Here is a 19,837-nt window from a genome sequence, read left to right as displayed (position 1 = left end):
CGATCGGCTCCCACCCCTTCGGTAGGAAGGCCGCTACCGAAGGGGTGGGAGCCGATCGTATCGGCGAAGGTCACCGTAGATATGGCGCCTTCACGCCTCGCTTTCCTTCCCCGAATACTCCGTGATCGGTCGCTCCGGCGGCGGGCGCGACATGGCCCGACCGAATACGCCGAGCGCCTCCACGAGCGGTCCTAGCGTACGCCACGCGTCGTCGTCGTTGAGCAGGCGATAGGCACCCCGAACCCCAGGGGCCGGGTGATCGGGGGAACTCTCGGTAAGCCGCTCGAGCGCCAGCCGCGCCGCGTCCGCGACGCGGTAGAACGTTCCGGGCGGCACACGTCCCAACACCATGGCGGCGGCGCCCAGGTTTTGCAGCGCATTCTGCGCGCCAGGCGTGGTGAGGCCCCGAACGAGGATCTCCACAATGCCCTTGTTCGCGGAGGCGAGATCGTTCGCCAGTCGCAACAAACCTTGCTCATGCAGCGTCTGCACCAGGCGGTCGAGTTCCTCGTATGCCGAGGGCTCGGTCGGCGTGGGCCTCGGGCGGTATTCGACAGGCTCGGCCATTACAGTTTCTCCGGATGGGCCATGCGCGTCGGCGGCGGCACGTAATCGTCGCGCGACCACTTGGTGGTGGCGTCGGGCCCATGGTTGGGCGTGCGCGTGCCGTAACGAAAATTACGGCGGGGTAGCGGCGTTTCGCCCTGCGGACGATCGAGCTTCTCCATGCGCACGGCGAGTTCCTTGTAACCCGGCGTGTTCACGTCGGGGTCGTGATGCTCGCCGGTAAGCGCGTTCACACCGGGCTTGGAATGATGGATGGGCAGGTACAGCGTATTGCCACGCACCCGGTCGGTCACGAGCGCACGCAGCTCCACGCTGCCGCGGCGCGATGCGAGTCGCACCCACGTGCCGTCCTCGATACCGCGCTCCCGCGCGAGGTCGGGCCCCACTTCGACGAACCATTCCGGCGACAGCGACGTGATGCGCCCGCCCTTCCCCGACTGGTTGGTGGACTGGAAATGCTCGAGCAGGCGACCGTTGTCGACCATCAGGTCGTATTCGGCGTCGGCCTGCTCGCCGGGCTCCTTCCATTCCAGCGGATACAGCTTCGCCTTGCGATCGGGGAACTTGAAGCCGTCGGTATAGAGCAACGGCGTGTCGGTGCCGTCTTCGCGAACCGGCCATTGCAACGACCGCCAACCCTCGAGCCGTTCGTAGGTCACGCCGGCAAACATCTCCGCGATGCCCGCGCATTCGTGCATCACGTCCGCAGGTCCCGTATATCCCCAGTCATGGCCCAGCCGCTTCGCGACCTCGTTGAGTATCCACCAGTCGGGCTTGCTGTCGCCCAGCGGCGGAAACACCTGGTGGAACCGTTGAATGCGGCGCTCGGTATTGGTGAAGGTGCCGTCCTTTTCCAGACTGGGGCACGCCGGCAGCACCACGTCGGCGAATTGCGCCGTGCGACCGAGGAACATGTCCTGCACCACGAAGAACTCGATCCCTGAAAAGGCTTTCTCGACGTTGGCGGTGTCGGCGTCGGAAATGGCGGTCTCCTCGCCGATGACCCACATGGCCTTGACGTTGCCCTTGGCGGCCTCGACCACCATCTGGAAGTTGTCCAGGCCCGCCTCGTCGGAGAGCCGTTCGACCGGCACCTTCCAGGCCTCGGCCCACTTCGCCCGCACGGCGGCATCGGTGACCTTCTCATACCCGGGATACACGTCTTTCAGGCAGCCGAAATCGCTGGCGCCCTGCACGTTGTTGTGCCCGCGCATGGGATAGCCGCCCGTGCCGGGCCTGCCGTAATTACCGGTCACCAGGAGCAGGTTCGACAGCGCCGTGCTGGTATCCGATCCGTGCGTGTGCTGGGTAATGCCCATGGCCCATAGCAGGCACACGCTCTTCGCTTTCGCGATCATCGTGGCGGCGGCGACGAGGTCGTCGCGCGACAGGCCGGTGACCCGCTCGGCGAACTCCAGCGTGAAGGGCTCCAGCGAACGTCGATAGGCTTCCACGTCGTTGACCTTCTCGGCGAGGAAGCTTCGGTCTTCCCACCCCTGGTCGAAAATGTACCGTGCCGTGGCGCTGGCCCATACCAGGTCGGTGCTGGGCCTGCCGCACAGATGGATGTCGGCGCGCTCGGCCATCTCGTGGCGGCGAGGGTCCACCACGATCAGCTTCTGCCCACCGAGCTTGCGCGAGCGTTTGATCTTCGACGCGATCACCGGATGACATTCGGCCGTGTTGGAGCCTACCAGCACCACCAGATCGGCCGAAGCGATGTCGGCGATGGAACCCGCGTCGCCGCCGTAGCCCACGGTACGGAACAGACCCATCGTGGCGGGGTTCTGGCAGTAGCGAGACGAATTGTCGACGCTGTTGGTCCCGAAGATGAGGCGGGCGATCTTCTGCGTGAGATAAGCCTCTTCGTTGCTCGCCTTGCTCGAACCGATGAAGCCCAACGCCTTGGGGCCATAGCGGTGGTGCACGGAGCGCAGCCGCGAGGCGACCAGGTCGAGGGCCTCGTCCCACCCCGCCTCGCGAAACGCGCCGTTCTCGCGGATCAGCGGCGTGGTGAGCCGTTCGGGATCGTTGACGAAATCCCAGCCGAACTTGCCTTTGACGCACGTGGATATCCCGTTGGCCGGTCCCTCGCTCGGCTGCACCTTGAGAATGTGCCGGTCGCGGGTATACATCTCGAACGAGCAGCCCACGCCGCAATACGTGCATACGGTCTTGGTGCGACGGATCTCCGCCTGCCGCATCTTCGCGTCGATCTCCGAGACCGCGGTGATCGGCGGGGCACCGATGTTGCGTTCCAGGTTCTTCACGATATCGATCAGCGGGCGCTTGGTTTCCTCGGGCATCGCCGTGAAGGGACCGGCGTCCGGTTGCATGGTCTTTTCCATCAAGGCATTGCATGGGCAAACCGTCACGCAGTGCCCACACGACACGCAACTGGAGCCGTCGATGCGTTCGCCGCCGTCCCAGAGCACGCGCGGATGCCCGGAGGCGTAGTCGATGCTCAACGTCTCGTTCACCTCGACGTTCTGGCAGGCTTCCACGCACCGGCCGCAGAGGATGCACTGGTCGGGATCGTACGTGTAGAACGGGTTGCTGGCGTCCTTCAGGTAGGGCTTGCGCACGAAGGGGTAACGCTGGATCGGCATGTCCATCGCCACGACGGTGTTGTGCAGGGTGCAGTCGCCCGTGTTGTGTTCGCACACCGTGCAGTACAGCTCGTGCTTCGACAGCACGCGATCCATGCCCTCCTCGCGTGAAGCGAGCGAATGCGCATCCCGTGTTGAAACCGCCATGCCGTCCCGCACGATGACGTTGCAGCTCCGCGCCGGTTCGCCGTCCACGTCCACCCAGCACGTATCGCACGTGAGCAAGGGCCCGAGCGCCTGGTTGTAGCAGACGTGCGGTATCTCGATGCCGTGGCGCACGAACAGGTCGACAAGTCGTTCGCCCTCATGGGTATCGCGCGGAAGGCCGTCGACGACGATGCTGAATTCCAGGCCGGACATGCCTACTCCTCTCGCGCGGGGCCTCGGTGGCATGCATCGTCCGCCCGAAAACGGCCACGCCGGGTATACGTCGCGCATGGAGCGCTTCACATCTCGCGCACGGCCGCACCACTAGCGTCGACCGGGATATGCCGGAGTCACGAGGGGTATGGCCCAGATCTTTCACCCACGTTCCGGCCTCTATGCCACGTTGATGGCGCTCGCCATGCTCGTCGTCGCCGTTGCCGGCGTGGCGGCATGGCGGGTGGTCACCGCAGGACCGGGGAGCGAAGGCGAGGCCGTGGAACAACCGGTGCCATTCAGCCACCAGCACCACGTCGGCGAGGTCGGGCTCGATTGCCGTTATTGCCATTCGACCGTGGAAACCGACGCCTTCGCGGGCATGCCCCCCGTGTCCACCTGCATGACCTGTCATTCGCAACTTTTTACGGACCAGCCCGTACTGGCGCCACTCGTCGATAGCTGGCGCACCGGCGTGCCGCTACGCTGGGTGCGCGTGCACGACTTGCCGGACTTCGTCTATTTCGATCATTCCGTGCATGTCGCCAAGGGCGTGGGCTGCGTGTCGTGTCACGGCCATGTCGAACGCATGCCGCTGATGCGGCGCGTGGCTCCGCTGACGATGAAGTGGTGCCTCGACTGCCATCGTCATCCCGAACGCGCCGTGCGATCGCGCGACGAGGTCTTCGCATTGCGCGATCCGTCCCCCAACGACGACGCCCTGGGCATGCACCTGGTCGACGCCTACCGCGTCGACCGCCGCCGCCTCACCGATTGCTCGGTCTGCCATCGATGAACGCCACCGACGCCCTCCGCGATGCCCTGCCCGCTCCCGGCACGCCACGCTTCTGGCGCGCACTCGAGGAACTGCTCGACGATGCATCGAAGCGTCCCTTGCTGGAGAACGCCTGGCCCGGACTGGCCACCATCGAACCGACGCTGGATCGGCGCGGTTTCCTTCGCCTGCTCGGCGCCTCGATCGCGTTCGCCGGCCTCGGTGCATGTTCGGGTCCTCCGCCGGAACGCATCGTGCCCGAACTGGGTCGTGGCGGCGACACGGCGCGGCACCGCGCGCGCTATGCCACGGCGATCGATACCGGAAACGACGTCGTCGGCTTGCTCGTGGCACTGCGCGACGGCAGGCCGATGCACGTCGACGGCAATCCGAAGCACCCCGCCACGCTCGGCGGCAGCGACCCGCGCATGCAGGCAGCCGTCCTCGATCTCTGGGACCCCGCCCGTTCGAGTGCGCCGTTGCGCCAAGGCCAACCCGCAAGTTGGGCCGACTTCGAAGCGGAAGCCGCCGATCTCCGGCGCCGCTTCGCCGCCTCGGGCGACGGCCTGCACGTACTGAGCGGAGCCATCCGTTCGCCGACGCTGGCAAGACAGCGCGATGCCTTGCTCAGGCGGTACCCGGGCGCGCGCTGGCACGTCCATGAACCGGCTGGCGGGGCGAATGCGACTTGGGACCTGGCGGATTTGCGCATCATCGTGGCATTCGACGCCGACCCCCTCGGCACGGCTCCCGGGCACGTCCGCCATGCGCGCGATTTCGCTGCGGCACGCGCCGATACCGAGCAGACCACCCGGCTATATGCCATCGAGCCCACGCCCTCGCTCACGGGGCGCAACGCCGATCACGTATGGCCCGTGGCGGTCAGCGACATGCCCTTTCTCATCGGGATGCTCGCCGAAGCCTGCGGACTTCCTTCACCCGCCGTGGCCGGCGTGGGCGGCGTGATCGGCGACCGTCACGTCGCCGATCGCATCGGGCTCATCGCGAAGGACCTGCTCGATCACCGTGGTCAAGCGCAGGTGCTGGCAGGTCCTTACCTGCCGCTTTCGGCTCACGCGACCGTGCACGCGATCAATCGGCACCTCGGCCGCGATACCGCACCGACGCACGCTCCGCCGAGCGACACCGCCGACCTGCTCGCGCAGCTCACGGCCCGGCGGGTGGACACCTTGCTGATACTGGAAAGCAACCCGGCCTACACCCTCCCCGAATTCGGCTTCCTCGCGCGAAACACGATCCACCTCGGCCGCTACGTCGACGAAACGGCACGGCAGGCGCAGTGGCATCTCCCGGCACTGCACCCGTTCGAATACTGGTCCGACCTGCGACGGGACGAGGATGTGGCGAGCATCGTGCAACCCGTGATCGCACCGCTCGTCGACGGCCGCTCCGCGCACGAGGTGCTGGCCCTGCTGCTCGGCGGCGTCACCGACGATCCTTTGCGTCGCATCAGGGACACATGGCCCACGCTTGCGGACGACGATGCCTGGACCGAGGCGCTACGCGACGGGGCTTTCCACGCCGACACCCCCGCCGATCCCGCGGCCCCGCCGACGGAGGACGACCCGCCGGGCCCCGCCGACGAAACCCTCGAACTCGTCTTCCGCCCCGACCCGCACCTTTGGGACGGCCGCCATGCCGACAACGCGTGGTTGCAGGAGTTGCCGCATCCCGTCACCACCCAGGCCTGGGGCAACGCCGCATGGATATCGCCCGCGCTGGCGAATGCCCGCGGCCTGCGCGACGGCGACAGGGTGAGGCTCGACCTCGGCGACCGCCACGTCGAGGCCCCCGTGCTGGTCGTACCCGGCCAGGCCGAACGCAGCGTCACCGTCACCCTCGGCCACGGTCGCCGCACGGGACTGGGTGCGGGTCACGGTTACGATGCTTACGCGCTACGCGCCCGCGACGGGCAGTGGCACGCACGCGGCCTCACCCTCACGCCCCTGGGCGAACGCACCGAGCTCGCCCTGATCCAGGCCCACCAGGACATGCAACGGCGGGACATCATCCGCGTGGGAACGCCCGGCCATCCCCCACAACCTGCGCGCGGCACTCCCCCCAGCTTCTACCCCGACGCGCCCTCCGGCGAGTACCGCTGGAGCATGTCCATCGATCTCGATGCCTGCATCGGCTGCAATGCCTGCACGATCGCCTGCCAGTCGGAGAACAACATCCCCGTGGTCGGCGAGGGCCAGGTCAAGCTGGGCCGTCGCATGCACTGGATACGCGTCGACCGCTACCACGAGGGATCACCGACCGCCCCCGCCACCTATCACCAGCCGGTGCCCTGCATGCACTGCGAACACGCGCCCTGCGAGGTGGTGTGCCCGGTCGAAGCCACCGTGCACGACGGCGAAGGCCTGAACCTGCAGGTGTACAACCGCTGCATCGGCACGCGCTTCTGCTCGAACAACTGCCCATACAAGGTGCGACGATTCAATTTCCTCGCCTACGCCGATTTCGCACGGGAGAGCCTGGACGCCATGCGGAATCCCGAGGTCAGCGTACGCGCCAAGGGCGTGATGGAGAAATGCACCTACTGCGTGCAGCGTATCCAGCAGGCGCACGCCTCCGCCGATCGCGAAGGTCGCCGTATCGCCGATGGCGAGGTCACCACCGCCTGCCAGGACGCCTGCCCCACCCGCGCCATCGTGTTCGGCGACCTTTGCACGCCGTCGTCGTCGGTGTCAAAAGCGCATGCCTCACCGCGCAAGTACGCCTTGCTGGAAGAACTGAATACACGCCCGCGCACCATCTACCTCGCCGCATGGCGACACCCGCATCCAGACTGGAGCGAGGCATGAGCGCCGCTGCCATCACCGACGAGATCGCCGGCATCGCGCTGCGACGGCATGGCGGCCGCGGCTGGTGGATCCTGTTCGCCATGTCGCTCGCCCTCACCGTCATGCTCGCCGGTGGCATCGTGGTGTTGCTCGTTCGCGGCGTGGGCATCTGGGGCATCGACATGCCGGTGGCCTGGTCGTTCGCCATCACCAACTACGTCTGGTGGATCGGCATCGGCATGGCCGGCACGTTCATCTCGGCGGCGCTGCACCTCACGCGGCAGGGGTGGCGCTCGGCCCTCAGCCGCCACGCGGAGGCGATGACCTTGTGCGCCCTGGCCGTGTCGGGCCTGTTTCCCGTGCTTCACCTGGGCAGGCCGTGGTTCGCGTACTGGATCATGCCCTACCCCGACAAGATGGGCCTGTGGCCGCAATGGCGCAGCGCGCTGACCTGGGACTTCTTCGCCATCGGCACCTACGTCGTGGTATCGGCGCTGTACTTTTACGTGGGCCAGTTGCCGGACCTGGCCGCCGTGCGCGATCGGGCCACCACGCGCGGTCGCCAGGTGTTCTACGCCCTGCTGGCACTGGGCTGGCGCGGCGAAGCCGCCGACTGGCGACGGCATGCCACGCTCACGCGCCTCCTGGCCGCGCTCGCGGTGCCTCTGGTGTTTTCGGTGCACAGCATGGTGGCGCTGGACTTCTCCGAAGGCCTGTTGCCGGGATGGCATTCGACGATCTTTCCACCGTTCTTCGTGGCAGGCGCATTGTTCTCCGGCATCGCGATGGTGATCCTGCTCAGCTTGGCGATGCGACGGGCCTATGGGCTGGGCCGCTACATCACCGACGTTCACCTCGACAAGCTGGCCAAGCTGATGCTCGCGGCGGGCTGCGTGGTCACCTACGGCTATGCCGCGGAGGTATTCACCGCGTATTACGGGGGCGATCCCTTCGAAACCGCCGTGATCGCACATCGCCTCCACGGCGCTTACGCATGGACGTTCTGGTCCACCGTCGCGCTCAACAGCGTGGCGATCCAGGCCTTGTGGTGGCCCGCCGCGCGCAGGAACCGCCTCGTACTCGTACTCGTATCTGCCGGCGTGCTGGCCGGCATGTGGCTCGAGCGTTTCATGCTCATCGTTACCAGCCTCTACCGCGACTACCTGCCGTCGAGCTGGGGCATGTTCTATCCCACCCTTTGGGACATCGTGTTCCTGCTTGGCTCGATCGGCCTGTTCGGCCTGCTGTTCCTGCTCTTCGTGCGCTGGTTGCCGGTGCTTGCCATCGCCGAACTGCGGCGGACGGAGGCTTTGCGATGACCGTGTACGGACGCCTGTTGCAGATGCGCGACGAAGCCTCACTGGTCGAGGCCGTCGGTTACCTGCGTGAAATGGGGTATTCGCGGATGGAGACTTTCGCCCCATGGGCCCTCGAAGGGCTCGAGCCGCCGCGTACGGGACGCCGCATCGCGCCGTCGATGTTAATCGCGGGGCTGTTCGGCGGTGTGGGCACCCTGGTGCTTCAGCAGGTGTCGGCCCATGCCTATCCCATCGACGCCGGCGGACGCCCCTTGGCGAGCTGGCCCGCTTTCGTGCCCGCGGCGCTGGAAGTCGCGATCCTGTTCGCCGTGATCGCCGGTGTCTTCGCGTTCTTCGCTGGATCCCGGCCGGCTCTGTACCGCCCGGAATTCAACGTCGAATGGTTCGATGAGGCGAGTCGCGACGGCTTCCTGCTGCTGATTCGCGCGGACGATCCGTATTGGGACGAACATCGTTCGACGCACGATGCCGAACGGCTGCATCCGCTCCGCCATGCGGAGGTGCCGGCATGAAAGTACTCGCTCCGTCACGTTCGTGGACAGCGCCCGCCCCCACCCCTTCGGCAGTAGGTTCGCTACCGAAGGATTCCCGGCCCACCCGCTCGGTAGCAAGGCGGCTACCGAAGGGGTGGGAGCCGATCGTATCGGCGGTGGGGCTGGCCTCGATCCTCATGCTGTCGGGCTGCGAACGCAGCGTCCACGACATGTACGACCAGCCGCGCTATAAGCGCGGCGCGGAGGCCCCGCTGTTCGCCGACCACGTCGCCGCGCGACTGCCGCCCCAGGGCTCGGTACCGATCGACGCAACGACATCCCGCGCTCCCGTGCCGCCGATCACGATGGCCCTGCTGGAACGCGGCCGGCAGCGTTACACGATCTTCTGCGCACCTTGCCACGGTGCGACCGGTGACGGTGACGGCATGGTGGTGAGACGCGGGTTTCCCGCGCCACCGAGCTACCACGAACCGCGCCTTCGCCAGGCCGGCGACGATCACCTCTACGACGTGATCACCGACGGCTGGGGCGTGATGTATCCGTACCGGGATCGCGTATCGCCCACCGACCGACGCGCCATCGTCGCGTACATCCGTGCGCTGCAGCTCAGCCGCGACGTACCGGCGGATCGTCTCCAGCCGGAAGACCTGGCCCGGCTGCGCGCATTGCCGGGAGCGGCCCGATGATGGCTCGCTTGTCGCTGTTCGCCTGGTTGCTCGTGATCGCCATGACGGGAGGTGCCGTCGCATGGCGGGCGATCCACCGTTTGACCGGCGGTGCATGGGGGCAGGCATCGCAGGCCACGCTGGGGAAACTGCCGTGGTTGCTTCCGCTCGCCGCACTCGGCGCCGTCGCGTTCCTTGTCGCCGCCGGCACCGTGCTGCCATGGATCGACACGCCCGTGGAACCCCAGCGCCACTGGTACTTCGATCGAACGTTCCTCGCCGTGCGCACGCTGGCCTGCATCGCGATCTGGGCGGTCGGCGCATGGCTCGCCCGGCGCCTTCCCGCGCTCGTCCTCGTCCTCTGGCTCCTCGCGTGCGGCGTGTTTTCCACCGACTGGATCGCCTCGCTGGCTCCCGCCTGGCGCTCGTCGGCACTCGGCCTCACGTTCGCCTGCATGCAGCTCTCTTTGGCCCTTTCGATCGCCACATGGTTCGCCGCGACGAAAGCGTCACCGGACGTGCGTGCGGACCTCGGTGCCCTGCTCCTCGCCGCCTGCCTCGGTTGGGCATACCTCGCAGGCGTGGACTACCTCACGGCGTGGATCGCCGACCAGCCCTACGAGACCGGTTGGTACCTGCCGCGCGTGCGCGGCCCTTTCGCCACGCTGGCCCTGGCGGCAGCCCTGCTACACCTGGCCGCGCCCTTCGCCCTGCTCGTCGCCCGCCAGGCCCGCCGTCGCGTAGGCGTGCTGCGTGCTGCCGCCGTATCCGTCGCCTTGGGCGAGGCCTGCCATCTCGCCTGGATGGTGCTCCCATGAGCCACGAACCGCAGGCCATCGCCCTGCGCCGACTCGCGGGGATCGGGCTCGCGGTCGCTGCCGGAGCCATCGTTACCGCGGCGCTGTGCTGGGCCATCTGGGGAGGCGACTCGCTCAAGCCCCATCCGCTCGCCCACCTGCCGGGGCCCCCACGCCTGCAGGATCACCCCTCGCGCAACCTCGCCGGGTATCGGGCGGCGGCACGCGAGGCCGACGCCTATGGTTGGAATGGCGCGGACCACCGGAGCGCGCACATTCCCGTGCGCCGTGCCATGGACATCATGGCAAAGGAAGCGGCGCGATGAAGGTGTTTCGCCTCGTCTTACTGATCATCGTTCTGCCGCTGCTCATGGCCGCGGTACCGCCGCCGCCCGACCTGGACCGGCGCGCCGGGTTCGACCAGCACGTGGGCGCCATGCTACCCACGCGGACCCGACTGACCGACGATCACGGAGTCACGCGTACCCTCGCGGAGATCGCCGACGGCAAGCCGCTCGTGCTCGCCTTCGGCTATTACCGCTGTCCCAACCTCTGCGACCTGACGCTGCACGGGATCGCCCGTGCCGCCGCCACGATGCCGCTCGTGCCGGGGAAGGATTACGGCATCGTCTTCGCTGGCGTCGACCCGCGCGAAACTGGCACCGAAGCCGCCGACGCCCGTGCGATGATCGCGCGCATGGAGCCGGGGGCCCACGCCGAAGGCTGGACCTTCGCCGAGGCCTCGAACGCCACGCCCGCGCTCGCGGCCGCCGCGGGCTTCCGCTACTTCCTCGATCCGCGCAACGGCCAATACGCCCACCCGGCGGGTCTGCTCGTAGTCACGCCCGACGGGCACGTTTCGCGATATTTCTTCGGCGTCTCGTTCGATCCCGGCGCGCTGCGGCTGGCCCTCGTCGAGGCATCGCAGGGGCGGCTGGGCGGCGTCATCGACCGTCTGGTGCTGCTGTGCTGCGGCTACGATCCGGCCACCGGACGCTATAGCCTGCTGGTCTCGCGGATCATGATGGTACTGGGTTGCGCGTTCGTACTGCTGATGATCGCCGGCTGGCTTCGCCTCCGCAGGAAGGCCCGATGAGCGGATTACCCGAAGCCTCCAGCTTTGCCGGTCGCGTCGACGGCCTGTTCTTCGCGATGCTCGTGCTGAGCGCCGTGGTGATGCTGGCGGTCTTCGTGACCATGACCGTGTTCGCCGTGCGCTTCCGCCGCGGCCGCAACGTCGACCGCAGCGGCGAATCGCATCGCGACCTCGGCATCGAGCTGACCTGGACGCTCATCCCCTTCGCTCTGTTCGTCGGCATTTTCGCGTGGAGCATTCACCTGTGGATCGACATGCGCACGCCGCCCGCCGACGCCGAGACGATCTACGTGGTTGGCAAGCAATGGATGTGGGAGTTCCAGCATCCCGGTGGCCAGCGGGAGATCAATACGCTGCACGTCGCCACCGGGCATCCCGTGCGGCTGGTGATGACCTCGCAGGACGTGATCCATGATCTCTCCGTACCGGCCTTCCGCGTCAAGCAGGACATCCTGCCCGGCCGTTACACCGACCTGTGGTTCACCGCCACGCGCCCGGGCACCTACGACCTGTTCTGCGCCGAATACTGCGGCACCGACCATTCCCGCATGGGTGGCAGCGTGGTGGTGGAAACCCCCGCCGCCCATGCCCGCTGGCTCGCGGCGCACGCCAGCGGCTCCCTCGCCGAGCGCGGCCGGACGCTCTTCACCCGCTATGGCTGCGCCGGCTGCCACGATGCCGGCTCGTCCGTGCATGCGCCGCGCCTGGAGGGCCTCTACGGCAGCACCGTGCCGCTTGCCGACGGCCGCCAGGTCACCGCCGACGAACGTTACCTGCACGATTCGATCGTGCTCCCCGCCGAGGAAGTGGCCGCCGGCTATGCACCCATCATGCCCAGCTACAAAGATCGCATCGACGAAGCCGACATCCTCGCGCTGATCGCCTACCTGAAGATCCGTGGCACCGAACGGGAGTCGCCCCATGCACCGCGCTGAGTCCAGCTACCTCACCGAAGGGTCGACCCTGGCCTCCTGGCTGACCACGCACGACCACAAGCGCATCGCCATCCTCTACGCGGTGGCGATCACCTTTTTCTTCTTCCTCGGCGGCATTGCCGCGGCGTTGATCCGCCTGGAACTGGCGACACCCCATGGCGACCTCATGAGCGCCGACACGTACAACAAGACCTTTACTTTTCATGGCGTGGTGATGGTGTGGTTCTTCCTGATCCCGTCCATACCCAACACGCTGGGCAACTTCCTTCTGCCGCTCATGATCGGCGCACGCGACGTCGCCTTCCCCCGTCTGAACCTGTTCAGCTGGTACCTCTACCTGCTCGGCGGATTGTTCACCGTGACCTGCCTCCTCCTAGGCGGCGTGGATACCGGGTGGACGTTCTACACGCCGTTCTCCACCCTGTTTTCCAACACGCACGTGGTGCTGGCCGTGGTGGGCGTGTTCATCGTCGGCTTCTCGTCGATCCTCACCGGGCTCAACTTCATCGTCACCATCCACACCCTGCGCACGGAAGGCATGACCTGGCTCCGCCTGCCCCTGTTCGTGTGGTCGATGTACGGCGTATCGCTGGTGATGATGCTCGCCACGCCGGTTCTGGCGATGACGCTTTCGCTGCTGGCCATCGAGCGGCTGACCGGCGTGGGCATCTTCGACCCCTCCCTCGGCGGCGATCCGCTGCTCTTCCAGCATTTCTTCTGGTTCTACTCCCACCCGGCCGTCTACATCATGGTATTGCCCTCCATGGGCGTGGTGAGCGAACTCATCACGGCCAGCGTGCGCCGGAAGATCTTCGGCTATCGCTTCATGGTGTACTCGATCATCGGCATCGCCGTGGTCGGTTTCCTGGTCTGGGGCCACCACATGTTCGTGGCCGGGCAGTCGATGTACGCCAGTATCGTTTTCTCGATCCTGAGCTTCATCATCGCCGTGCCCTCGGCGATCAAGGTATTCAACTGGACGGCGACGCTCTACAAAGGCGACATCACCTTCGGCGCGCCGATGATCTACGCGCTCGGCTTCGTCGGCCTGTTCATGCTGGGCGGCCTCACGGGGCTGTTCCTCGCCGCCACGGCGCTGGACGTGAACCTCACCGATACGTACTTCGTGGTGGCGCATTTCCATTACATCATGGTCGGCGGAGCGGTCATGGCGTACCTGGGCGGCATCCATTTCTGGTGGCCGAAGATTACCGGGCGCCTGTACTCGGAAGGCTGGGCGCGCTTCGCCGCCATCCTCATGTTCCTCGGCTTCAACCTGACCTTTTTCCCCCAGTTCCTGGCCGGAGCCGAAGGCATGCCGCGGCGTTACTACCGCTACCCCGACGAGTACGCGCTGCTCAACGTACTGTCGTCCGCCGGCGCCGTGTTGCTGGCCGCGTCCTACCTCTTGCCCGTGGGTTACCTGTTGTGGTCGATGCGTTTCGGCGAGCGCGCCGGACCCGATCCGTGGGGTGCCAAGGGCCTGGAGTGGGAAACGGCGTCGCCGCCCCCTTCCCACAACTTCGAACGTCCGCCGGTGGTGACCGACGGCCCTTACGCCTACGTGCACCCATGAGCGCCACGATGCCCGAACCGGCGTCGCCCTTCGACGATCTCGCCCAGCAGCACGAGGCCGCGCAACTGGGCATGTGGGCCTTTCTCGCCACGGAGATCCTGTTCTTCGGCGTGCTGTTCACCGGCTACACGGTGATGCGCTTGCTCTGGCCCGACGCCTTCGTGGCCGGCAGCCGACACACCGACCTGCCGCTGGGCGCCATCGAAACGGGCGTGCTGTTGACCAGCAGCTTCACCGCGGCGTGGGCGTTGCAGGCCGTGAAGCGGTCACGCCCCCGCGAGGCGGGATGGCTTTTGCTGTTCACCGCGACGATGGGCGTCGCGTTCCTCGGTATCCACGGCGCCGAGTATCGCCACGACTACCTGTCAGGCGTGATTCCCGGCATCCGGTACGACGAAGTGGGCGATAACGCACCGCGCGAGGCGCTCTTCTTCGTGCTGTATTACGTCACCACCGGCTTTCATGCCCTGCATGTGCTGATCGGGGTGGTGCTGCTCTGCATCCTGGCCCGGCTCGCCTTTCGCGGCGACTTCCTTCCGGAAAACCACGCGCCGCTGGAAGTGGGAACGCTTTACTGGCACCTGGTCGATATCGTCTGGATTTTCGTGTTCCCGCTCTACTACCAGGTGGGACGCGCATGAAGACGCAAGCCTGGGCGTTCGTCGCGTTGCTGGCGTTGCTTCTTCTGAGCGTGTGGCTGGCCGAGCTTCGTCTGGGCGCACTCAACGTAGTCGCGTCGCTGGCGATCGCGGCGGCAAAGGCGGGCATCGTGGTCATGGTGTTCATGAATTTGCGCCAAGGCCATCCGTCGACCCGCCTGGCGCTCGTCTGCGGCTTGGCGTGGGTGGGGATCATGATGGCACTGACGCTGGGGGACTTTTTGTCGAGGGTGTCGGTAGCGGCGCACTAGAAGCCGAATGATCGCTTCGCGCGTACCTTATTCTCGGCGCTGGGCTCCTGCGTACGCAGAAATCCAGCGCCGTGAGCACGGTGTTAGCGAATGCCCTCATCGCGCTTCGAGGCGTCGTCCATCTTTTCCTCGCCCTCCTTGATGGCTTTATCGCGTTTCTCGTGAATGGCCTTGTCACCCTTGTCCACGTCGTTCTGATTGCGGTCGCCCGATTGGGGCTTGTGAACCTGATCCTGCATAAACCCTCCTACCCGTTGTCTTCGTCGTCATGCGTCTGCTGCGGCGAATCGCCGCCGCGATCGCGCTCCGGCTTCTTCTCCACCCGATTGCCCACGTCGCGGTCGTAGTCGCGCGGCGACGGGGGGTTACCCCGTTTTTCCTCACTCATGCTCATGCCCTCACTTGTGCGTCTTCGGCAGACCGCCCGAGTTATCGGTGCCCTGCCCCTTGGGCGGCGTCACCTTCGGCGCGCCATATTCGTCGCGCTCGCGCGTGTCGTTGGAGCGCTTCGTGTTCATGCCGTCCGTCCAGTGCTCCTTGGCCTCATGGGCCCGCGAACGCGGCGTTTCCTCCACGCGCTGCGGATGACTGCCCGCGGTCTGCTTGGTGACGTGGGTCGGCGTATCGGCGCTCTGGCCATGCGCTTGCCAAGCCAGGAGCGCCAGCACGCCAGCGACGATGAACGGTTTCATGGGAAGGCCTCGATCCGGATGACACGACCATCCTGGCCTCCCGTCAGTCACACGGCCGTGACCACATGGGCGCAACGTCTTGACGCGGCGCTTACCCCTGTCGCGACAGGTCGGCCAGGCGGTCTTCCCAGTCGTAGGGCAGCCACAGTTCGTTCTGCACGCGCGTCATCGCGAGGTAGATCGCCTTCACGGCGGCATCCATCCCTTCGAGGAATCGGCTGCCCGGCGGGCGCGAGAAGCAGCAGGGGGAAAGGTAGACGGTGCCGAATTCGAGGTTTCTGGCGTCTTCGAGCAGGCCCAGCGTAAGTACCTCGCCCTCGCCACGCGATTGGCCGATCATGAGCGCCTGCAGGTTGCCGTGGCCGAAGTTGCGCTCGAACAGCCGCACGACCTTGGTATGTCCCGACGACACCATCTGTGCCGCGAACCCTTCCCAGGTGGAAAATCCCTGCAGACTGTAGTGCCTCGGACGATCGCCGTGCATGCGCAGCTGGATGGCATCCTGGGTGGCCTTCACCAGTTGCCCCGCGCTCGCTTCCACGAATCGATAGGGTACGCCGGCGTCCTTCAGGCGAAGCGCCTGCTCCAGCATCGACCACAGGCTGCCGTAGGCGCGCAGCCCCGTCGGCGGAAGATCGGCGGCTTTCTCGCCGAACAGGTGATGACGCGTCAGGCGATCGCGTGAACCGCTGATCTCGTCGGGCATCAGCGGCTCGCTGTGCCGACGGAGCACCGAACGTACCAGCGGCATCACCTGCTCGCCCGCACGCACCGATTGCATCATCCCCAGCGGCTTGGCGTCATGCGGACGCTGCACGCGGCCACCGCCGATATGCTGGTACGGATCGCCCATGAGCACGTAGCCGCCCGCGTAGCGGCGTAATAGCGACATCCAGGGAGCGGCGAGATCGTGCACTTCGTCGATGAGCAACGTGCCGAGCTCGGGGATCTCGGCGCCGACCAGGTCGAGCCATTTCACGATGTGATAGATGCGCACCGGAAAACCGAAGCGATCCTGGCGCTCGTCGAGCGAGAACATGATTTCCCAGGCGTCGACGGCGCGGGCCACGTAGGCGGCGCGCTCGGCCACCGGCAAGCTGTCGGGCCACTGGAAGTGCTTGTAACCGATGCGGCGATCGTCGCTGTAGCACCAGCGGCGGATGGCATCGAGTGCGCGCGACAGCACGGCCTGGGGCGTGTCGCGTCCGATCGACTCGATGCCCATCATCGCCGCCTGCTCGGCGACGGACCGTGTGGCTTCCACTCGCTTGGGCACCCGCGTCCAGCGCGTGCCGGCGGCGCGCACGAACGAGCGGGCCATGCGCGTGGCGAGTTCCGCCAGCGTGATGGCAGCGTCGCCGCCCTTCCCCCCGCGTTGGTGGAATGCCTTGCGCTGCGCCGTGCCCGGCGTGAGGTAGGTGAACCGACGCCCGGTCTCGAACAGGGCGAAGGTCAGGTGCGTTTTGCCCGTGCCGGCGTAGGCCTCGATGGCGTAGCGATCGCCGAGGTCGGCCACGATGGCCGACAACGCGCGCACCTGGTCGGTCGTGGCATGCACGCTCTTGCGCGGGATGGGATCGTCCAGTTCACGCCGGCCGGCGAACACGGGCAGCGCGTAATCGAGCAAGGTCTCCTGGCAGGCCTTTTGGAAATCCGATGAAAGCAGGCCGTCCGGACCGCGCCACGCCATGCCCTGGAAGGTGTCGTCGGCGACGAAGGCGACGCCGCGCGCTTCCATCAAGGCCGCCAGTTCGGCCGGTACGAGCGAATCCGGCGGACAGAAGGCGACGAGACTACGGCGCACGATGCGCGGCTCCTGCGACGCCAGCGTTCGCTCGGCGTCGTATACCGCGCGCGACAACGCCTTCGTCGATACGTCGGGCTGCCGGGCCAGCAGCAACAGACCGAACAGTCCCGCCCGCTCCGCGCCGAGATCCGGCACGTGTTCTTCTTCGAGGAAGCGAAGCGCGGAGCGCTCGCGCAGGGGCAGGTAAAAGGTCGATTCGGAACCGCTCGACACCGTGTGACTCCAACAGCTACGTCTTCGGCGACAAGGATACCCGTGAAACGTCGTTCACGCCGTCTCGCGGGCTTCGTTACGCGCCAGGTCGCATGGTGGTCTCACGAGAGGAGGAGAAAATCCATGAACGCACCCGATCCGAAGCAACCCACGAAGGCCGACGAAAAACGCGAGAAGAAGCATCACGAGGACAATCACGACGAGGCCCTGGAAGAGACCTTCCCGGCCAGCGACCCGGTGTCGCCATTCGTCCCCGCCAAGGCGCCGGAGTAGGCCCGTGACCCATCTTATCGCTCATTTTCCCGATCAGGGCCGCGCCATGGCGGCCATGCAGCAGCTGGTGGCACGCGGCTTTCCGCAGTCCCGCGTGTTCCCCGTGACCGACGGTGGCGTACGCGGCTCGGCGGGCACCGACAATGCGCCGTCGAACGTCGTGTCGGGCCTAAGTCATCGCGCGGGCCGGCCGACCGAAGGCTGGCCTGCGGGTCGTCGCGTGGACGAGGTCGGGCCCGAAACGCTCGGTGCCGCCTGGCTCGAACTGGACACCGGTGAGGGCGACATGAGCGATTCGGATGTTCGGAGCTTTCTCGAGCAGGCGGGCGCCCATCGTGTGGATGCTTCCTCGTCGCCGATGGCGACCGAGGCACCCGGGGTTTGGCCGGAGGCGCCGAGGGGCGATGCGGTAGACGTGGAACGCGCCGTGGATGCGGCGCGGCGTGGAAGCGAGAACAGAGGAGAAAACCTGCCGCCACCCGGCGAAGGGCCCAGCCTGAAGACGCGACACGACCCCCATCGCTGAAGGCGCGTCGGATAACTTGCACTGCTGTTTCAGCGCGAGCCCAGTCGTTCCTGCGCACGCAGGAACCTAGCGCGACGAGAACCGGTCGTTGCGAGGCGATCACACGGCTCGTCCTTCCTCAGGGCGTAAGCTGTCCGAGAAAGCCAAGCACCTGATTCCAGTTCTCGTCAGCCCCCTGCGGATCCTTTCCCGCGATAAGCGTCGACGCCCCATGCACGCCGTGGGGCGGCACGTACTGCACCTTTCGCGTGGACGGCGAAGCGGCAAGGATGTCCCGTGCCGCGTCCACCTCCGTTTTCTCGCTCGACGACGTCACGTAGATGGGCACGGTCACCTTCGCGGCAGCGCGACGAATCAGCGTCTTGTCGTCGAAATACTCGCCCGGCGAAAACGCCATCACCGCAGCCACCTTGCCGGGGTTCTCTGCCGCCACCACGAAGACGAGCGACGACGAATAGCTGCTTCCCCAAAGCACGATGGGAAGGTGCTTGCCTTCCGCCCAGCGCAGCGCGGCGACGAGATCCGGCTTGGCATCGAGGTAACCCACGTCGTGACCGAGCTTTGCCGCGGTCTGGTTGGTTCCGAACAGTCCGCCGCCGGATCGCTGGTCGACGGCAAGCGAGCTGTAACCCGCTTTCGCCAACCGCGGAGCGATGGTGGCGTATTCGCCCTTGCCCGAACCGGCCTGGTGGAACAGGAGGATCAAGGCGCGGGGATGCGCGGCCTCGTATGACAGCGCGGACACCTCGACGCCGTCGACGGCACGTAAGGTCACCGGAACGGCCGATTGAGCGGCCGACAGTCCCGTCCAGCCGAGTAATGCCAGGTACGCCAGCCAACGCTTGCTCATGAGCCATGCCTCCCGTGGTTGCCGCACGTTTGCCGGGGTGTTGCCGAACTCATCGCGAGCAGGTATCCCGGCTGTTGTCGGCCACACCGGCGATCACCCATTTCCCTTCCATCTTCACGAGATGGATCAGGTCCGTACCGCAATGCTTCACTTCACCGTTGATGCGAAAGTCGTACCGGGTCCACACCACGGCCAGATCGTCGTCCACACGCACCAACGGATCGTAGATGCGTTCCTCGATGCGATCCTTGCCTGGCTTGATGCCGTCGATGAACTCACCCAGCGTATGGCGCACCACCTTGCCCTTGCGCAACAGCGCCACGCTCCCCTCGGGCAGCACGGTGGCGCGCATTGCCGCCTGGTCGAATGCCGCCATGCCGTCGAAGAAGGCATGGACCGGCGCCAGCACGTCGGCGTCCTTCGCGGCGGCGTGGACGGGACCGGCGGTCAGGATGGCGGCGGCGACGAAAAGACGAGTGATCATGGACCTCCTCCCCCTCAGGATGTGGTGACCGATACTAGCGATCCGTTCACGTCGGTGCATATGCCCTCACGCCCAGCCATCG

Annotated in this window: 22 protein-coding genes; 14 read left to right on the top strand and 8 right to left on the bottom strand. The window is 66.4% G+C overall.

The features are described from left to right. Positions 1 to 90: 90 nt before the first annotated feature. A complete protein-coding gene (locus JNG39_RS05565; protein WP_368310165.1) occupies positions 91 to 567 on the bottom strand; it encodes a DUF1641 domain-containing protein in 477 nt (158 codons plus the stop codon). Further along, positions 567 to 3,536 carry a formate dehydrogenase subunit alpha gene (fdhF, locus tag JNG39_RS05560; protein WP_368310164.1) on the bottom strand — a complete coding sequence of 990 codons (2,970 nt, stop codon included), beginning with the start codon at positions 3,534 to 3,536 and terminating at the stop codon, positions 567 to 569. Before fdhF ends, JNG39_RS05565 begins: the two co-directional genes overlap by 1 nt. Before the next feature lie 148 nt (positions 3,537 to 3,684). Here fdhF and JNG39_RS05555 point away from each other — a divergent pair, with 148 nt between their 5' ends. The 12 genes from JNG39_RS05555 to JNG39_RS05500 all read left to right on the top strand — a co-directional run bounded on the left by JNG39_RS05555 (position 3,685) and on the right by JNG39_RS05500 (position 14,910). Then, the gene (locus tag JNG39_RS05555; RefSeq protein ID WP_368310163.1) at positions 3,685 to 4,332 is read left to right on the top strand and encodes a cytochrome c3 family protein; all 648 of its coding nucleotides are present in this window, start codon (positions 3,685 to 3,687) and stop codon (positions 4,330 to 4,332) included. Next, positions 4,329 to 7,139: a TAT-variant-translocated molybdopterin oxidoreductase gene (locus tag JNG39_RS05550; protein WP_368310162.1), complete on the top strand. Its 2,811-nt coding sequence runs from the start codon at positions 4,329 to 4,331 to the stop codon at positions 7,137 to 7,139. Before JNG39_RS05555 ends, JNG39_RS05550 begins: the two co-directional genes overlap by 4 nt. After that, positions 7,136 to 8,437, top strand: a complete 1,302-nt coding sequence (gene nrfD / locus JNG39_RS05545; protein WP_368310161.1) for an NrfD/PsrC family molybdoenzyme membrane anchor subunit — start codon at positions 7,136 to 7,138, stop codon at positions 8,435 to 8,437. The genes JNG39_RS05550 and nrfD overlap by 4 nt, the downstream gene beginning before the upstream one ends. After that, the gene (locus JNG39_RS05540; protein ID WP_368310160.1) at positions 8,434 to 8,949 is read left to right on the top strand and encodes a DUF3341 domain-containing protein; all 516 of its coding nucleotides are present in this window, start codon (positions 8,434 to 8,436) and stop codon (positions 8,947 to 8,949) included. Before nrfD ends, JNG39_RS05540 begins: the two co-directional genes overlap by 4 nt. Positions 8,950 to 9,086: 137 nt before the next feature. Beyond that, a complete protein-coding gene (locus JNG39_RS05535) occupies positions 9,087 to 9,617 on the top strand; it encodes a cytochrome c (RefSeq protein WP_368310159.1) in 531 nt (176 codons plus the stop codon). Next, positions 9,614 to 10,414, top strand: coding sequence for a hypothetical protein (locus tag JNG39_RS05530; protein ID WP_368310158.1), 801 nt, complete (start codon positions 9,614 to 9,616; stop codon positions 10,412 to 10,414). Before JNG39_RS05535 ends, JNG39_RS05530 begins: the two co-directional genes overlap by 4 nt. Continuing rightward, positions 10,411 to 10,719: a hypothetical protein gene (locus tag JNG39_RS05525; protein ID WP_368310157.1), complete on the top strand. Its 309-nt coding sequence runs from the start codon at positions 10,411 to 10,413 to the stop codon at positions 10,717 to 10,719. Before JNG39_RS05530 ends, JNG39_RS05525 begins: the two co-directional genes overlap by 4 nt. After that, complete coding sequence (locus JNG39_RS05520) at positions 10,716 to 11,489, top strand: SCO family protein (RefSeq protein ID WP_368310156.1); 774 nt, start codon at positions 10,716 to 10,718, stop codon at positions 11,487 to 11,489. The genes JNG39_RS05525 and JNG39_RS05520 overlap by 4 nt, the downstream gene beginning before the upstream one ends. Then, positions 11,486 to 12,424, top strand: a complete 939-nt coding sequence (coxB, locus tag JNG39_RS05515) for a cytochrome c oxidase subunit II (protein ID WP_368310155.1) — start codon at positions 11,486 to 11,488, stop codon at positions 12,422 to 12,424. The genes JNG39_RS05520 and coxB overlap by 4 nt, the downstream gene beginning before the upstream one ends. Then, positions 12,411 to 14,000: a cytochrome c oxidase subunit I gene (ctaD, locus tag JNG39_RS05510; protein WP_368310154.1), complete on the top strand. Its 1,590-nt coding sequence runs from the start codon at positions 12,411 to 12,413 to the stop codon at positions 13,998 to 14,000. Before coxB ends, ctaD begins: the two co-directional genes overlap by 14 nt. After that, on the top strand, positions 13,997 to 14,641 hold the full coding sequence (locus tag JNG39_RS05505; protein WP_368310153.1) for a cytochrome c oxidase subunit 3 family protein: 645 nt from the start codon (positions 13,997 to 13,999) through the stop codon (positions 14,639 to 14,641). Before ctaD ends, JNG39_RS05505 begins: the two co-directional genes overlap by 4 nt. Beyond that, positions 14,638 to 14,910 (top strand): cytochrome C oxidase subunit IV family protein, encoded by a 273-nt coding sequence (locus JNG39_RS05500; RefSeq protein WP_368310152.1) that lies wholly within the window; start codon positions 14,638 to 14,640, stop codon positions 14,908 to 14,910. Before JNG39_RS05505 ends, JNG39_RS05500 begins: the two co-directional genes overlap by 4 nt. 83 nt (positions 14,911 to 14,993) lie before the next feature. On the opposite strand, the gene JNG39_RS05495 is transcribed toward JNG39_RS05500, so the two are convergent. The 4 genes from JNG39_RS05495 to JNG39_RS05480 form a co-directional block, all read right to left on the bottom strand. Further along, positions 14,994 to 15,149 (bottom strand): hypothetical protein, encoded by a 156-nt coding sequence (locus JNG39_RS05495; RefSeq protein ID WP_368310151.1) that lies wholly within the window; start codon positions 15,147 to 15,149, stop codon positions 14,994 to 14,996. Between the two features lie 8 nt (positions 15,150 to 15,157). After that, positions 15,158 to 15,298: a hypothetical protein gene (locus JNG39_RS05490; protein ID WP_368310150.1), complete on the bottom strand. Its 141-nt coding sequence runs from the start codon at positions 15,296 to 15,298 to the stop codon at positions 15,158 to 15,160. 10 nt (positions 15,299 to 15,308) lie between these two features. Further along, positions 15,309 to 15,602: a hypothetical protein gene (locus tag JNG39_RS05485; protein WP_368310149.1), complete on the bottom strand. Its 294-nt coding sequence runs from the start codon at positions 15,600 to 15,602 to the stop codon at positions 15,309 to 15,311. Between the two features lie 91 nt (positions 15,603 to 15,693). After that, positions 15,694 to 17,622, bottom strand: a complete 1,929-nt coding sequence (locus JNG39_RS05480) for a hypothetical protein (protein WP_368310148.1) — start codon at positions 17,620 to 17,622, stop codon at positions 15,694 to 15,696. 123 nt (positions 17,623 to 17,745) lie between these two features. Here JNG39_RS05480 and JNG39_RS05475 point away from each other — a divergent pair, with 123 nt between their 5' ends. Further along, positions 17,746 to 17,895 carry a hypothetical protein gene (locus JNG39_RS05475; RefSeq protein WP_368310147.1) on the top strand — a complete coding sequence of 50 codons (150 nt, stop codon included), beginning with the start codon at positions 17,746 to 17,748 and terminating at the stop codon, positions 17,893 to 17,895. Between the two features lie 4 nt (positions 17,896 to 17,899). Continuing rightward, on the top strand, positions 17,900 to 18,421 hold the full coding sequence (locus JNG39_RS05470) for a hypothetical protein (protein ID WP_368310146.1): 522 nt from the start codon (positions 17,900 to 17,902) through the stop codon (positions 18,419 to 18,421). A gap of 118 nt (positions 18,422 to 18,539) precedes the next feature. Here the strand turns inward: JNG39_RS05470 and JNG39_RS05465 are convergent, their stop codons facing one another. Together JNG39_RS05465 and JNG39_RS05460 are read right to left on the bottom strand one after the other, a co-directional pair. Then, complete coding sequence (locus JNG39_RS05465; RefSeq protein WP_368310145.1) at positions 18,540 to 19,271, bottom strand: alpha/beta hydrolase; 732 nt, start codon at positions 19,269 to 19,271, stop codon at positions 18,540 to 18,542. 49 nt (positions 19,272 to 19,320) lie between these two features. After that, positions 19,321 to 19,755, bottom strand: a complete 435-nt coding sequence (locus tag JNG39_RS05460) for a nuclear transport factor 2 family protein (protein ID WP_368310144.1) — start codon at positions 19,753 to 19,755, stop codon at positions 19,321 to 19,323. Positions 19,756 to 19,837 lie beyond the last annotated feature (82 nt).

Source organism: Luteibacter sp. CQ10 (assembly GCF_040900725.1).
GTDB lineage: Bacteria > Pseudomonadota > Gammaproteobacteria > Xanthomonadales > Rhodanobacteraceae > Luteibacter.
Note: the sequence above shows the minus strand (reverse complement) of the source record. Positions and strands in the feature narration are given on the sequence as shown.

Excerpts from the sequence above, each read along its gene's own strand:
- JNG39_RS05530 (WP_368310158.1), top strand. The coding sequence starts at position 9,614 with ATGATGGCTCGCTTGTCGCTGTTCGCCTGGTTGCTCGTGATCGCCATG.
- JNG39_RS05505 (WP_368310153.1), top strand. The coding sequence starts at position 13,997 with ATGAGCGCCACGATGCCCGAACCGGCGTCGCCCTTCGACGATCTCGCC.
- JNG39_RS05465 (WP_368310145.1), bottom strand. The coding sequence starts at position 19,271 with ATGAGCAAGCGTTGGCTGGCGTACCTGGCATTACTCGGCTGGACGGGA.
- JNG39_RS05475 (WP_368310147.1), top strand. The coding sequence starts at position 17,746 with ATGAACGCACCCGATCCGAAGCAACCCACGAAGGCCGACGAAAAACGC.
- JNG39_RS05525 (WP_368310157.1), top strand. The coding sequence starts at position 10,411 with ATGAGCCACGAACCGCAGGCCATCGCCCTGCGCCGACTCGCGGGGATC.
- ctaD (WP_368310154.1), top strand. The coding sequence starts at position 12,411 with ATGCACCGCGCTGAGTCCAGCTACCTCACCGAAGGGTCGACCCTGGCC.
- coxB (WP_368310155.1), top strand. The coding sequence starts at position 11,486 with ATGAGCGGATTACCCGAAGCCTCCAGCTTTGCCGGTCGCGTCGACGGC.
- JNG39_RS05565 (WP_368310165.1), bottom strand. The coding sequence starts at position 567 with ATGGCCGAGCCTGTCGAATACCGCCCGAGGCCCACGCCGACCGAGCCC.
- JNG39_RS05500 (WP_368310152.1), top strand. The coding sequence starts at position 14,638 with ATGAAGACGCAAGCCTGGGCGTTCGTCGCGTTGCTGGCGTTGCTTCTT.
- fdhF (WP_368310164.1), bottom strand. The coding sequence starts at position 3,536 with ATGTCCGGCCTGGAATTCAGCATCGTCGTCGACGGCCTTCCGCGCGAT.
- JNG39_RS05550 (WP_368310162.1), top strand. The coding sequence starts at position 4,329 with ATGAACGCCACCGACGCCCTCCGCGATGCCCTGCCCGCTCCCGGCACG.
- JNG39_RS05540 (WP_368310160.1), top strand. The coding sequence starts at position 8,434 with ATGACCGTGTACGGACGCCTGTTGCAGATGCGCGACGAAGCCTCACTG.
- JNG39_RS05495 (WP_368310151.1), bottom strand. The coding sequence starts at position 15,149 with ATGCAGGATCAGGTTCACAAGCCCCAATCGGGCGACCGCAATCAGAAC.
- JNG39_RS05555 (WP_368310163.1), top strand. The coding sequence starts at position 3,685 with ATGGCCCAGATCTTTCACCCACGTTCCGGCCTCTATGCCACGTTGATG.
- JNG39_RS05520 (WP_368310156.1), top strand. The coding sequence starts at position 10,716 with ATGAAGGTGTTTCGCCTCGTCTTACTGATCATCGTTCTGCCGCTGCTC.
- JNG39_RS05460 (WP_368310144.1), bottom strand. The coding sequence starts at position 19,755 with ATGATCACTCGTCTTTTCGTCGCCGCCGCCATCCTGACCGCCGGTCCC.
- JNG39_RS05490 (WP_368310150.1), bottom strand. The coding sequence starts at position 15,298 with ATGAGTGAGGAAAAACGGGGTAACCCCCCGTCGCCGCGCGACTACGAC.
- nrfD (WP_368310161.1), top strand. The coding sequence starts at position 7,136 with ATGAGCGCCGCTGCCATCACCGACGAGATCGCCGGCATCGCGCTGCGA.
- JNG39_RS05485 (WP_368310149.1), bottom strand. The coding sequence starts at position 15,602 with ATGAAACCGTTCATCGTCGCTGGCGTGCTGGCGCTCCTGGCTTGGCAA.